The sequence below is a fragment of the Streptomyces sp. 1-11 genome, from assembly GCF_007176755.1.
Lineage (GTDB): Bacteria > Actinomycetota > Actinomycetes > Streptomycetales > Streptomycetaceae > Streptomyces.
This window is the reverse complement of the sequence record NZ_BJTV01000006.1, coordinates 15,378-28,410: the sequence shown is the minus strand read 5'-3', so window position 1 is coordinate 28,410 and position 13,033 is coordinate 15,378. Positions and strand designations below refer to the sequence as shown.

The window sequence follows — 13,033 nt, the reverse complement described above, 5'->3', positions numbered from 1 at the left end:
GAGCCGGGACGGGCGTGGGGGACACTGGTGGTCGTAGCAGTGTCCCCCGCAAGGAGCCGACCCCCATGCCCCGCATCGCCCTGTACACCCTCGTCGTCTGCGTCCTCGCCGTCGCCGCCGCGGTCGTCTCGTTCGTCCAGGGCAGCTGGCTGGGCGTCGTCTGGGTGCTGCTGGCGGGCCTGTCGTCCAACATGACCTGGTACTACGTCAAGCGCGGTCGCGCCGCCGCGGGGCAGGGCAAGTCGGTCACGGGCTGATCGTGCACAGCTGCGGGGTCTCGCGCCAGAAGCGGTAGAGCTCGCGGCCGCACGCCTGGGAGAAGTCATCCACCCCCAGGCCCCGCAGGATCGCGTCGATGGCGTCGAAGAACGCGATGTTCACCGACGGCACCCACAGCAGCGCGAACACGAACAGCAGCCCGAACGGGGCGAACGGCTCCACCTGCCGCTTCACGCCGTACGACAGCCACGGCTCGATCACCCCGTAGCCGTCCAGGCCCGGCACCGGCAGGAAGTTCAGGATCGCCGCCGTGACCTGGAGCAGGGCGAGGAACGCCAGCGCGTACCGGAAGTCGCGGGGCACGCCGTCCAGCGCGTGCAGCCAGAAGGGCGCCGTGCACACCGCGGCGAACAGCACGTTCGTCAGCGGGCCGGCCGCCGAGATCAGGCTGTGCCGCCAGCGGCCCCGGATCCGGCCGCGTTCGATGAACACCGCGCCGCCGGGCAGACCGATCCCGCCCATGATCACGAACACCACGGGCAGCACGATGCTCAGCAGCGCGTGCGTGTACTTCAGCGGGTTGAGGGTGAGGTAGCCCTTCTCGCCCACCGAGACGTCCCCCGAGTGCAGCGCGGTGCGGGCGTGCGCGTACTCGTGCAGGCACAGGGAGACGATCCAGGCCGCCGTCACGAACAGGAACACCGCGACACCCGGCTGCTCGGCGAAGCCGGTCCAGGTGGCCCAGCCGGTCACCGCCGTCACGGCCAGGATGCCGACGAAGACGGGACTGACGCGGCGCTCGCCGCGGCTGGTGGTGGCGGTGGTCATGGGCGGCTCCTGTGGAACGGGGGCGGTCGGGAAGGCCGACCGTACCGGGCGGCGGACACGCCGGGAAAACGCTTAGCGGCGGTCGTCCGGTTCCTGGATGGTGGACGAATGGCACTGAAGAGGGTGTTCTACGAGGAATGGCAGATGGGCTGCTGCGGCGAGCCGTTCTCGGTGGGCGACGAGATCCGCTGGCCGCTGGTCGCCTTCGACGAGGGGCGGCCGCGGGACGGCGGCCACCACGGTGCCGAGGCCTGGGTGGAGAACCACGGGGACACCACGCACCCCACCACCGGCCGGGTCCGCGCCATCGACCTGGTGCACCAGGAGTTCACGGTCGACCTGGACCTGCGCGACCTCGGACGCGCCGCACCGCCGTACGGCAAGGTCACCCTCCTGCCCTCGGGACGCTCCCAGCGGCCGGTGCCCGACTCGGTGACGTTCGAGCCGGTCGACCACTGCCCGAAGTGGTTCGAGGAGGAGGACTACGCACCGCCCCGGGGCCCGCACCGCGTCCGCCGGGTACTCGGCGCCCTCGTCACCCTGGAGGTGCCGGACGGCGCGCCGCGTGGACCCGGTGACCGGCGCTGAGCCCTCGGAGAGAATGGACCCCGTGCGCTATCGCCTCCTCGGAACCACCCAGGCCCTCCGCCCCGACGGCACGCCCGTCCCGGTCGGCGGAGCGCGGCTGCGCGCCCTGCTCAGCGTGCTCGCGCTGCGGGCCGGCCGGACCGTGCCCGTGGGCGTCCTGGTGGACGAGGTGTGGGGCGCCGACCCGCCCGCCGACGCGCCCGGCGCGCTGCAGGCGCTGATCGGCCGGCTGCGCCGGGCGCTCGGCGCCGGCGCCGTGACCTCCGCCGAGGGCGGCTACCGGCTCGTCGCCACCGCCGACGACGTCGACCTCGACCGCTTCGACCGGCTGACCGGCGAGGGCCTCGGCGCCCTGGCCGACGGCGACCCGGCCAAGGCCGCCGCCGTCCTGGACGACGCGCTCGCCCTGTGGCGCGGGCCCGTCCTCGCCGACCTGCCGGACCGCACCGCCGAGGCGGCCCGCTGGGAGACCCGCCGCCTGGACGCCCTGCGCGCCCGGCACACCGCTGCCCTCGCCCTCGGCCACGCCGAACGGTCGCTGCCCGAGCTGGCCGCGCTGTGCGACAGCCACCCCCTGGACGAGCCGCTGCAGGCGCTGCGGCTGCGGGCGCTCAGGGACCTGGGCCGCCCCGCCCAGGCGCTGGCCGCCTACGACGAGGTACGGCAGCTGCTCGCCGAGCGGCTCGGCTCCGACCCGGGGCCCGAGCTGCGCGCGCTGCACGCCGCGCTGCTGCTCAGCGAGGGCGCCGGGACCGGGGCGGCGGCGGCCGCCGCCGCGCAGGCCGCGCCGGAACCCGGCCGCACGCCGCCCGCCGCCGCGCTCGGCAACCTGCCGGCCCGGCTCACCTCCTTCGTCGGCCGCGAGCCGGACATCGCGGCCATCGGCGCCGATCTGGGTTCCGCCCGGCTGGTCACCCTGCTCGGGCCCGGCGGGGCCGGGAAGACCCGGCTGTCGCAGGAGGCCGCGGAGTCGGTGCGGCACACCGCCCGGGACGGGGTGTGGCTGGCGGAGCTGGCGCCCGTGGACGACCCGGACGCCGTGCCGCAGGCCGTGCTGACCGCGATCGGCGCCCGCGAGACCGTGCTGCACGGCGCCGGCGCCGAGAGCATGCGCGCCGTCGCCGACCGGCACGACGACCCGGTCGAGCGGCTGGTGGAGCACTGCGCCCGGCGCCGGATGCTGCTGATCCTGGACAACTGCGAGCACGTCGTCGAGGCGGCGGCCCGGCTCGCCGGGCGCCTGCTCGCGCACTGTCCGGGGCTGACCCTGCTCGCCACCAGCCGGGAACCGCTGGGCGTGCCGGGCGAGCTGGTACGGCCCGTGGAGCCGCTGCCCGAGCCGGTCGCGCTGCGGCTGCTCGCCGACCGGGGCGCGGCGGCGCGGCCCGGGTTCCGCGTCGAGGACGACCCGGAGGCGTGCGCCGAGATCTGCCGGCGCCTCGACGGACTGCCCCTCGCCATCGAGCTGGCGGCCGCCCGGCTGCGCATGCTGACCCCCCGTCAGATAGCGGACCGGCTCGACGACCGCTTCCGGCTGCTCACCAGCGGAAGCCGCACCGTGCTGCCCCGCCAGCAGACCCTGCGCGCGGTCGTGGACTGGTCCTGGGACCTGCTCGACAGCGACGAGCGCGACGTCCTCAGCCGGCTCTCGGTGTTCGCGGGCGGCTGCGACCTGGCCGCCGCCGAGGCCGTCTGCGGCCCGGTCGCCCTGGACGCGCTCGGCTCCCTGGTCGACAAGTCCCTGGTGGTGGCCACGCCCTCGGCCGACGGCCAGATGCGCTACCGCCTGCTGGAGACCGTCGCCGAGTACGCGGCCGAACGGCTGGACGAGACCGGGCGCCGCGCGGAGGCCGAAGGCGCCCACCTGACGTACTACCGCGAACTCGCCCGCACCACCGACCCGTTGCTGCGCGGCCCTGAACAGCGCGCCGCCGTCGACCGGCTCCAGCTCGAGTACGAGAACGTGCGCACCGCCCTGCGGCACGCCATTGCCGGGCGGGACGAGCAGGAGGCGCTCTGCATCATCCACGGCCTGATCTGGTACTGGCAGATGCGCGATCTGCGCGTCGAGGCCCGCAACCTGTGCCGTGAGGTCATGGCGCTGGGCCCCGACCCGTTCGAGGAGCCCGTGCGCCGCGCCGCGCCGGTGTGGCAGCGCTGCACCGACGCCCCGCCGCCCTACACCGGCGAACTGCTGGACGAGGCCCGGCGCGGGCTGCACCTGGCCCATCTGGCCTGCATGGACACGGAACTGGACACCTGGCAGACCCCCGCGGCCCAGGCCAAACTGCGCGCCATCACCCAGGTCTACGAACCCGGCATGCCGCAGACCTGCCGGGCCCCGGGCATGCTCTGGTTCTTCGCCGAGCTGCTGACCGGCGGCGCCGACCGGCTGCGCACCATCCTCGACTCCTGCGTCCGCACGTGCCGGGAGACCCCCGGGTTCGAGTGGGAACTGGCCGGCACCCTGCAGATGCGCGCCAACATCCTCGCCAACCGCACCGAGTGGGCGGGCGACGCCACCCGCGACGCCGACGAGGCGCTGGAGATCTTCGAGCGCCTCGGGGACGCCTGGGGCGCCGCGGAGGCGCTCTCCGCACGCGGCGAGTCGCGCGAACGCAAGGGCGAGTACGAGGCCGCCGCCGCGGACTTCCGGGCGGCCATCGCGCACGCCGAGCGCCTAGGCGCCCGCGCCCAGACCGCGGTGCTCGCCATCCGCCTGGGCGCCACGCTGCTGGAGACGGGTGAGCCGGAGCAGGGCGAGCGCCTGCTTCGCGAGATCATCGAGCGCACGGACGGCACCAACAGCGAGGCGCTGCCCATGGCGCGCCTCGTCCTGTCCTCCCAGCTCTGCCTGACCGGCCGGGTCGCGGAGGCGCGCGAACAACTGCGGCTGCTGCGCGAGGGCTTCGGCATCGCGCACTTCGTCGTCTTCGACGCCCTCATCCTCGGCCAGGAGGCCTGGGTGGACATCCTCGGCGGCCGGCCCGAGGACGCCCTGGGCCGGATCCGCGGGGCGCTGGCGCGCGCCCGCGACCCGCTGTCCCTGGCCATCGCCCCGCAGATGCAGCCCCTGTACCTGACCATCGCCTCGGCCGCTCTCGCCGAGGCCGACGGCGGCGGCCGCGCGGCCGACGGCGCCCGCTGCCTGGGCGCCGCCCACGCGCTGCTGCCCCCGGGCCATGTCACCACGACCGCCGAGCGGGCGATGCGCGACCACGCCGAGGGGGCCGTCGTCGCCGTCCTCGGCAGGGCGGCGTTCGACGCCGCGTACGCCGAGGGCGGTGGCCTCTCCCTCGCGGAGGCCACCGCCCTGGTGTGACACGGCCGGCGTCAGCTCTTGGTGCGGAACTTGTGGATGGCGACCGGGGCCATCACGGCGGTGAGTCCCACCGACCAGATCAGCGTCACCCACAGGTCGTGCGCGACCGGGCCGCCCTCCATCAGGCCGCGCGCGGTGTCGGCCAGCGCGGAGAGCGGGTTGTAGTCGGTGAAGTTCCGCAGCCAGCCCGGCATCGAGGCGGTCGGCGCGAAGATCGAGGAACCGAACTGCAGCGGCATCAGCACCAGGAAGCCCATCGCCTGCACGGACTGCGCGTTCTTCATGATCACGCCGAGGGTGAGGAACACCCACATCAGTGCCGAGCCGAACACCACGGACAGGCCCACGGAGGCCAGCAGGCCGCCCCAGTCGTTGATGTCGTAGCCCACCAGGACGGCGACCACCATCAGCACCGCGGTCGCGAACAGCATCCGCATCAGCTCCACCGCGATCTTGGCGAAGAGCACGGAGCCGCGTCCGATGGGCAGGGACCGGAAGCGGTCCATGACACCGGAGTTGAAGTCCTGGTTGAACCCGGTGCCCACGCCCTGGGCCATGTTCATGCCCATCATGGCCATCAGGCCCGGCACGACGTACTGGACGTACTGCTCCTGGCCGCCGCCCAGGGACTTGCCGATCGAGCCGCCGAAGACGTACACGAACAGCAGGGTGAAGATCACCGGGAACAGGATGGCGTCGAACATCGACTCCGGGTCCTGCCGGATCCACAGCAGGTTGCGGCGGATGAGCGCGCCGGTGTGCCGCAGGTGCGCGCGGAACGAGATCGGCGTGTCGCCCTTGAGCCGGGCGGGCGTGGGGGGAGGGTCCCCAGGGGTGGCGCGGTGCGCCTCGCTGAGGACGGCGGTGGGGGACGGCTGGGCGCTCATGCGGCGGCCTCCTCGGCGGAGTCGGCGGGCGTGGTGTCCTGCGGGGCACTGGCGCGGTGGCCGGTGAGGGACAGGAACACCTCGTCCAGGCTGGGGAGTTCGGTGGTGATGGAGGAGACGGTGATGCCGCGCGCGGTGACCGCGCCGACCACCGCGGTGAGCTGCTCGTCGCTGAGGATCGGCACCAGCAGCGTGCCGGTCTCGAAGTCCACGGTGGTGGAGGCGAGCCCGGTGATGCCCAGCTCGTCCAGCATGTCGGCCAGCGGCCGCAGTTGCAGCGGGTCCACCGGCCGCACCCGCAGCGAGCGCCCGCCGACGCGGGCCTTCAGCTCCTCGATGCCGCCCTTCGCGATGACCTTCCCGCGGTCCACGACGGTCAGCTCGGAGGCGAGCTGCTCGGCCTCCTCCATGTACTGGGTGGTCAGCAGCACGGTGACACCGTCCCCGACCATGGTCTTGACCTCGTCCCACACCTCGTTGCGGGTGCGCGGGTCCAGCCCGGTGGTCGGCTCGTCCAGGTAGAGCACGGCGGGCCGGCCGATCATCGAGGCGGCGAGGTCCAGCCGCCGCCGCATACCGCCGGAGTAGGTCCCGGCGGGCCGCCGTGCGGCCTCCGTCAGCGAGAACCGCTCCAGCAGTTCGTCGGCCCGGCCCCGGGCCTCCTTGCGGGTCAGGTCCAGCAGCCGCCCGATCAGGTACAGGTTCTCCCAGCCGGGGAGCTTCTCGTCCACGGAGGCGTACTGCCCGGTGAGCCCGATCACCCGCCGCAGCTGCCGGGGCTGGCGCACCACGTCGTAGCCGGCCACGACCGCCTCGCCGGCGTCCGGTGTGATCAGGGTGGACAGGATGCGTACCAGGGTGGTCTTCCCGGCGCCGTTCGGCCCGAGGACCCCCATCACGGTGCCCTCCCTGACGTCCAGGTCGACACCGTCCAGCGCCTTGGTCTCGCCATAGTGCTTGACCAGTCCCCGTACGGTCACGGCGGGGCGTCCGCCGGCGGGGTTGTCGTCGATTCGCGTCATGGGCAAGACAGTGACAGCCGCCACCGACAAACGGCCGACAGGGCGCCGACAGCCGCCCGCGTACCGCCGACAGCCGCCCGCGTACCGCCGACAGCCGTTGTCAGCGGTACGCGCCGCCCGCACGCGGCGGCAGCCCGCCGATGGGGGATGTCGGCGGGCTGCCCGGTGTTTCCGCAGTGGCTCGGTGGACGGAGCCGTCAGTGGACGGAGTGCTCCTCGGCGGGGAACGTCCCGCCGACGACGTCCTCGGCGAACGCCTTCGCCGCGTTGCCCATGACCTCACGCAGGTCCGCGTACTTCTTGACGAACTTCGGCACCCGGCCGGACGTGAGACCGAGCATGTCGGTCCACACCAGCACCTGCGCGTCCGTCTCCGGCCCGGCGCCGATGCCGACGGTGGGGATGTGCAGCACCCGTGTCACCTCGGCGGCCAGCTCGGCCGGGACCAGCTCCAGGACGACGGCGAACGCGCCCGCGTCCTGCACCGCCTTCGCGTCCCGCAGGAGCTGCGCGGCCGCCTCCTCGCCGCGCCCCTGCACGCGGTAGCCCATCGCGTTGACGGACTGCGGGGTCAGCCCGATGTGGGCCATGACCGGGATGCCCGACTCCACCAGCAGGCGGATCTGCTCGTGCGAGCGCTCGCCGCCCTCCAGCTTCACCGCGCCGACCCCGGCCTCCTTCACCAGCCGGGTCGCCGAGCGCAGCGCCTGCACCGGGCCCTCCTGGTAGGAGCCGAACGGCAGGTCGGCGACGATCAGGGCGCGCTGGGTGCCGCGTACGACGGCCGCGGACAGCACGGCCATCTCGTCGAGGGTGACGGGCACGGTGGTCTCGTACCCGAGGTGGCAGTTGCCCGCCGAGTCGCCGACGAGCATCACCGGGATGCCGGCCTCGTCGAACACGGACGCGGTCATCGCGTCGTAGGCGGTGAGCATGGGCCACTTCTCGCCCCGCTCCTTGGCGAGGGCGATGTCGCGGACGGTGATGCGGCGAGTGCCCTTCCCCCCGTACAGCGCCTTGCTGCCGTCGGAAGGCTTGGTGTGGGCAGCCGAAAGCTGCGTCATTGCAACGGCTCCTTCGGTGTCTCGAGGCGCCCTGACGGCGTCCCCGGATCGTCTCCATGGTGGCACCTGGTGCCGTCGGCGGCCAGAGGACCCCCCTTGTGATCCCGTCGCACGGCCGCGCCGGCGCGGAACGGAAGAGTCCGGTGCGTAAGACCTCGGTAAAAAAAATAAGATACGAGACGGTTCCGTATTGGAATGCTCATAGGCTCGGACGCATGACAACATCCGTCCCTGCCTCCCGGATACCGGAAGCGGTGCACCGGCGCCGCTGGGCGATCCTCGGCGTGCTGATGCTGAGCCTGCTCATCGTGGTGCTCGACAACTCCATCCTGAACGTCGCCATCAAGACCATCTCGACCCCGGCGCCCACCGGCCTGGGCGCCACCCAGAGCGAGATCGAGTGGGCGATCAACAGCTACACCCTGGTCTTCGCGGGCCTGCTGTTCACCGCCGGCCTCATCGGTGACCGGCTGGGCCGCAAGAAGGTCCTGCTCGGCGGCATCGTGCTGTTCGGCATCGGTTCGGCCCTGGCCGCCGAGTCCGGCTCCCCGGGCCAGCTCATCGCCTACCGCGCCGTGATGGCCCTCGGCGCCGCCTTCGTGATGCCGGCCACCCTGGCCGTGCTGATGAACGTCTTCGAGCGCGACGAGCAGCCCAAGGCCATCGGCATCTGGGCCGGCGGCGTCGGGCTCGGCATCGCCATCGGCCCGATCACCGGCGGCGCGCTCCTCGACCACTTCTGGTGGGGCTCGGTCTTCCTCATCAACGTGCCGATCGTGATCCTCGCGGTCGTCCTGATGGTGTGGCTGGTGCCCGACTCCCGCGACCCGAAGCCCGGCCGCCTCGACCCGGTCGGCGTGGTCCTGTCCGTCGTCGGCCTGGTGCTGCTGGTCTACGGCATCATCAAGGGCGGCGAGCTGGCCGACTTCACCGACGCCAAGGTGCTCGCCACGGTCATCGCCGGCCTCGCCGTGCTCACCGGCTTCGTGATCTTCGAGAAGCGCAGCGACCACCCGTCGCTGGACGTCACCTACTTCAAGAACAAGGTCTTCTCGGCCGCCATGGCCGCCATCGCGCTGGTCTTCTTCGCGCTGATGGGCGTCACGTTCTTCTCCGTGTTCTACATGCAGAGCGTGCGCGGCTACTCGCCGCTGCAGTCCGGTGTGATGATGCTGCCGCTGGCCGCCGCGCAGATGATCTTCGCGCCGCGGGCCCGGCTGGTCGTCGAACGGTTCGGCAACAAGGCCACCACCACCGCGGGCCTGGTGCTGGTCGCGGCGACGCTGGCCGCGTTCGCCACCTTCCAGGCCGACACGCCCGTCTGGCTGCTGGAGGTCATCTTCTTCCTCATGGGCACCGGCATGGCGCACATCATGACGCCGACCTCCGTCGTCATCATGCAGGCCCTGCCCCGGGAGAAGGCCGGCTCCGCCTCCGCGCTGAGCAACACCTTCCGCCAGGTGGGCGGTGCCCTCGGCATCGCCGTCCTCGGCTCGGTGCTCTCCACCGCCTACCGCAACGGCGTCGAGGGCAAGCTGAACGTGCTCCCGCCCGCCCTGCGGGACACCGCCGGCGAGTCCATCGAGGCCACCCTCGGCATCGCCGAGAAGCTCGGCCCGCGCGGACAGGCCCTGGTCACGCCCGCCAACGACGCCTTCCTGCACGCCATGCACGTCACCGCCCTGTGCGGTACGGGCGTCGCGCTCATCGGCGCCGTGGTGGTGGCCCTGTTCCTGCCGGGCAGGCCGCCGGCCGGTCAGCAAGGCGAACGGGAGCCGCAGTTGGTGGCGGCCGCGGACTGACCGGACGAACCACGGTCAGCGGTTCCACGGGGGAAGGAGGCGGCTGCGGGAGAATTCCCGCAGCACAGTGGAAGGACGGACGACGTGAGCCTTGCCGAGAGCCGGCCGCGGCCGGACGGCCCCGCACGGGGCCGCCCGCGCAGCGAAGCCGTGGAACGCGCCATCATCGAGGGCGTGATGAAGCTCCTGGAGGACGGCGTGCCCCTCGCCGAACTCTCCATCGAGCGCGTCGCGCGCACGGCCGGGGTCGGCAAGGCCACGATCTACCGCCGCTGGAGCGGCAAGGAGGAACTGTTCGTCGACGTCATCCGCGCCGCCGAACCCCCCGACCCCGAACTCCCCGGGACCTCCATGCGCGACGACCTCGTCGTCCTGGTGGAGGCGCTGCGCCGGCGCGGCCTCGTCAGCCGCTCCTCGGCGATCCTGCACAACGTGTACGCGCAGATGAAGTCCAGCCCCAAGATCTGGGTCGCGTACCACGCGAGCGTCATAGCGCCACGGCGCGTGCTGATCATGGACGTGCTGCGCCGCGGGCAGCGCAGCGGCGAACTCCGGCCGGACGTCGACCTGGACCTGGTCAACGACATGTTCGTCGGCCCCATGCTGGTCCGCTCCGTCATGCGCCCCGACGCCGATCTGCCCGAAGGCCTCTCCGAGCAGATCGTGGACGCCGTCCTGGAAGGACTACGCCCCGTCAGCCCCGTGGCCCCGCCGGGCTAATGTGCGCGTTTCGTCACAGACACCGCCGCCGCCCGGGGTAACCGGAACCCCCGGCGCCGCCCCGTTCGTCCTCGTCTTGCGTACGGCCGTCATGGGACGGCGGGAACGAGCCGATCATCCCCTAGGGTCGGAAGCAGCACGGGGGAACGACGGCGTGCACGGCAGTCAGTGAGGCAGACGGTATGGCGCAGCAGGCGTACATGACGGAGACGGACAACGGCGGCTCGGGGCCCGAGCGACCCGGATCCCGGCTTCGGCGCCTGGCGCACCGTCTCTTCGCCGGATGGCGCGGCGACCCGGGCGTCTGGCGGCGCGGCATCGTGCTCGCCGCCCTGGCGCTGCTGCTCGCCCTGGTGATGCTGACGCACTCGCGCGTCCCCAACCGGGTGGGCAACCTCGGCAGCCTCACCGAGACCTTCCTGCCCTGGCTGGGGCTGGCCATTCCGGTGCTGCTGGTCCTGGGCCTCGTCCGCAGGTCGGCGACCGCCCTGATCGCGGTGCTGCTCCCGGCGTTCGTGTGGCTGAACCTCTTCGGCGGCCTGGTCTCCGACAAGGCGGGACAGGGCGGCGACCTCATGGTGGCCACCCACAACGTCAACGCCGACAACCCCGACCCCGCCGCGACCGCCCAGGACGTCGCCTCCTCCGGCGCCGACCTGCTGGCCCTGGAGGAGCTGCCCGCCCCGGCCGTCCCGGTGTACGAGAGGGCGCTCGCGTCGACGTACAGGTACCACGCGGTGGTGGGCACGGTCGGCCTGTGGAGCAAGTACCCGATGAGCGACGTCAGGGCCGTCGACATCAAGCTCGGCTGGAAGCGCGCGATGCACGCCCGGGTGACGACCCCCGAGGGCCCGGTCGCCGTCTACGTCGCCCACCTGCCCTCGGTGCGGGTCAAGATGGAGGCCGGGTTCACCGCACGCCAGCGGGACAAGAGCGCCGACGCGCTCGGCGAGGCCATCGCCGACGAGACGCTGAAGCGGGTGGTGGTGCTCGGCGACCTCAACGGCACCATGAACGACCGCGCGCTGAACGCCGTCACCTCCCAGCTCCGCTCCACCCAGGGCGCGGCCGGCAGCGGCTTCGGGTTCAGCTGGCCGGCGTCGTTCCCGATGGCGCGGATCGACCAGATCCTGGTCAAGGGCGTCCAGCCGGAGAGCTCCTGGACGCTGCCGCGCACCGACAGCGACCACCTTCCGATCGCCGCCCGTGTGAACCTCGACACCTCCGCGTAACCGGCCGGAATACCGCGCCCGGGAGACTTTGTTCCGAACCAGAACATACGCAGCACAAGGAACTCCGCTCTCCCTTCGAAAGGCACAGGCCCTTCATGCCCCTGGCCCTGCTCGCACTGGCCGTCGGCGCTTTCGGTATCGGCACCACCGAGTTCGTGATGATGGGGCTGCTCCCCGACGTCGCGGACGACCTGCACATCTCCATTCCGGCCGCCGGGCACCTGGTCTCGGCGTACGCGCTGGGGGTGGTCGTCGGGGCGCCGCTGCTGGCCGCCGTGACCGCCCGCATGTCCCGCCGCACGGTCCTCATCGGCCTGATGGCCCTCTTCGTGGCGGGCAACGCGCTCTCCGCCCTCGCCCCGGGCGACGGCGCCCTGCTGGCCGCCCGCTTCCTCAGCGGCCTGCCGCACGGCGCGTTCTTCGGCGTCGGCGCGGTCGTCGCCACGGGCATGGTGGCGCCGGAGCGCAAGGCCCGCTCGGTGTCCCTGATGTTCCTCGGCCTGACCGTCGCCAACATCGCGGGCGTCCCCGCCGCCACGCTGATGGGCCAGCACCTGGGCTGGCGGGCCACCTTCCTCGGCGTGAGCGCGATCGGCCTGGCGGCGATAGCGTCGCTGGCCCTGCTGATCCCGCACGACCGGGCCGCCGCCTCCACGACCGGCCTGCGCGGCGAGCTGGCGGCGCTGCGGTCGGTGCCGGTATGGCTCGCCCTGGGCACGACGGTGGCGGGCTTCGGCGCCCTCTTCGCCGCCTACAGCTACATCACCCCCATGCTCACGGACGCGGCGGGCTTCGCCGAGACGAACGTGACGCTGCTGCTGGCGCTGTTCGGCGTCGGCGCGACGGCCGGCAACCTGCTGGGCGGACGCCTCGCCGACCACTCCCTGCGCGGCACCCTCTTCGGCGGCCTCACCGCCCTCGCGGCGGTGCTGCTGGCGTTCCCGGTGCTCATGCGGGCGGAGTGGAGCGCGGCCCTGTCCGTCGCCCTCCTCGGCATGGCCGCGTTCGTCACCGGCTCCCCCCTCCAGCTCATGGTCATGGAGAAGGCCGCGTCGGCCCCCTCCCTCGCCTCCTCCGCCAACCAGGCGGCCTTCAACCTGGCGAACGCCGGCGGCGCCTGGATCGGCGGAATCGCCCTGGCGGCGGGCTTCGGCCCGACGTCGCCCGCGCTGGCGGGAGCGGTCCTCGCGGTACTGGGCCTCGGCGTGGCGAGCGTGGCCTACGCGGTGGACCGCCGCCACGGCTCCGCCCACGAGGGCCGCGTGATCGCTGCGCACGTGCCTGAGCAGGCGGGGGCGCTGCACCGCTGAGCGGCGGCCTGACCGCATCGGGAGGCCCCCTCATCAAGG

11 protein-coding genes are annotated in these 13,033 nt (G+C 72.9%); 7 read left to right on the top strand and 4 right to left on the bottom strand.

The features are described from left to right. Positions 1-14 precede the first annotated feature (14 nt). A complete protein-coding gene (locus TNCT1_RS14305; protein ID WP_235902590.1) occupies positions 15-257 on the top strand; it encodes a hypothetical protein in 243 nt (80 codons plus the stop codon). On the opposite strand, the gene TNCT1_RS14300 is transcribed toward TNCT1_RS14305, so the two are convergent. After that, complete coding sequence (locus tag TNCT1_RS14300) at positions 247-1,047, bottom strand: site-2 protease family protein (protein ID WP_143631658.1); 801 nt, start codon at positions 1,045-1,047, stop codon at positions 247-249. The genes TNCT1_RS14305 and TNCT1_RS14300 overlap by 11 nt on opposite strands. Before the next feature lie 108 nt (positions 1,048-1,155). Here TNCT1_RS14300 and TNCT1_RS14295 point away from each other — a divergent pair, with 108 nt between their 5' ends. Beyond that, on the top strand, positions 1,156-1,635 hold the full coding sequence (locus tag TNCT1_RS14295; RefSeq protein ID WP_143631655.1) for a DUF6578 domain-containing protein: 480 nt from the start codon (positions 1,156-1,158) through the stop codon (positions 1,633-1,635). Between the two features lie 13 nt (positions 1,636-1,648). Continuing rightward, on the top strand, positions 1,649-4,957 hold the full coding sequence (locus TNCT1_RS14290; RefSeq protein ID WP_143631653.1) for a BTAD domain-containing putative transcriptional regulator: 3,309 nt from the start codon (positions 1,649-1,651) through the stop codon (positions 4,955-4,957). 11 nt (positions 4,958-4,968) lie between these two features. Here the strand turns inward: TNCT1_RS14290 and TNCT1_RS14285 are convergent, their stop codons facing one another. The 3 genes from TNCT1_RS14285 to panB form a co-directional block, all read right to left on the bottom strand. After that, complete coding sequence (locus TNCT1_RS14285; RefSeq protein WP_235902588.1) at positions 4,969-5,844, bottom strand: ABC transporter permease; 876 nt, start codon at positions 5,842-5,844, stop codon at positions 4,969-4,971. Further along, entirely contained in the window at positions 5,841-6,866 is a 1,026-nt protein-coding gene (locus tag TNCT1_RS14280) for an ATP-binding cassette domain-containing protein (protein WP_143631650.1), read from the bottom strand. Before TNCT1_RS14280 ends, TNCT1_RS14285 begins: the two co-directional genes overlap by 4 nt. 197 nt (positions 6,867-7,063) lie before the next feature. Further along, positions 7,064-7,930 (bottom strand): 3-methyl-2-oxobutanoate hydroxymethyltransferase, encoded by an 867-nt coding sequence (gene panB / locus TNCT1_RS14275; RefSeq protein ID WP_143631647.1) that lies wholly within the window; start codon positions 7,928-7,930, stop codon positions 7,064-7,066. Positions 7,931-8,145: 215 nt separating this feature from the next. Between panB and TNCT1_RS14270 the strand changes: the two genes are divergently transcribed. The 4 genes from TNCT1_RS14270 to TNCT1_RS14255 all read left to right on the top strand — a co-directional run bounded on the left by TNCT1_RS14270 (position 8,146) and on the right by TNCT1_RS14255 (position 12,994). Then, positions 8,146-9,732, top strand: coding sequence for an MFS transporter (locus TNCT1_RS14270; RefSeq protein ID WP_174266293.1), 1,587 nt, complete (start codon positions 8,146-8,148; stop codon positions 9,730-9,732). Positions 9,733-9,816: 84 nt separating this feature from the next. Then, the gene (locus tag TNCT1_RS14265; RefSeq protein ID WP_174266292.1) at positions 9,817-10,452 is read left to right on the top strand and encodes a TetR/AcrR family transcriptional regulator; all 636 of its coding nucleotides are present in this window, start codon (positions 9,817-9,819) and stop codon (positions 10,450-10,452) included. A 182-nt stretch (positions 10,453-10,634) separates the two neighbouring features. Then, positions 10,635-11,684: an endonuclease/exonuclease/phosphatase family protein gene (locus TNCT1_RS14260; protein ID WP_143631645.1), complete on the top strand. Its 1,050-nt coding sequence runs from the start codon at positions 10,635-10,637 to the stop codon at positions 11,682-11,684. Positions 11,685-11,779: 95 nt separating this feature from the next. Beyond that, positions 11,780-12,994, top strand: coding sequence for an MFS transporter (locus TNCT1_RS14255; protein ID WP_143631642.1), 1,215 nt, complete (start codon positions 11,780-11,782; stop codon positions 12,992-12,994). The last annotated feature ends 39 nt before the right edge of the window (positions 12,995-13,033 follow it).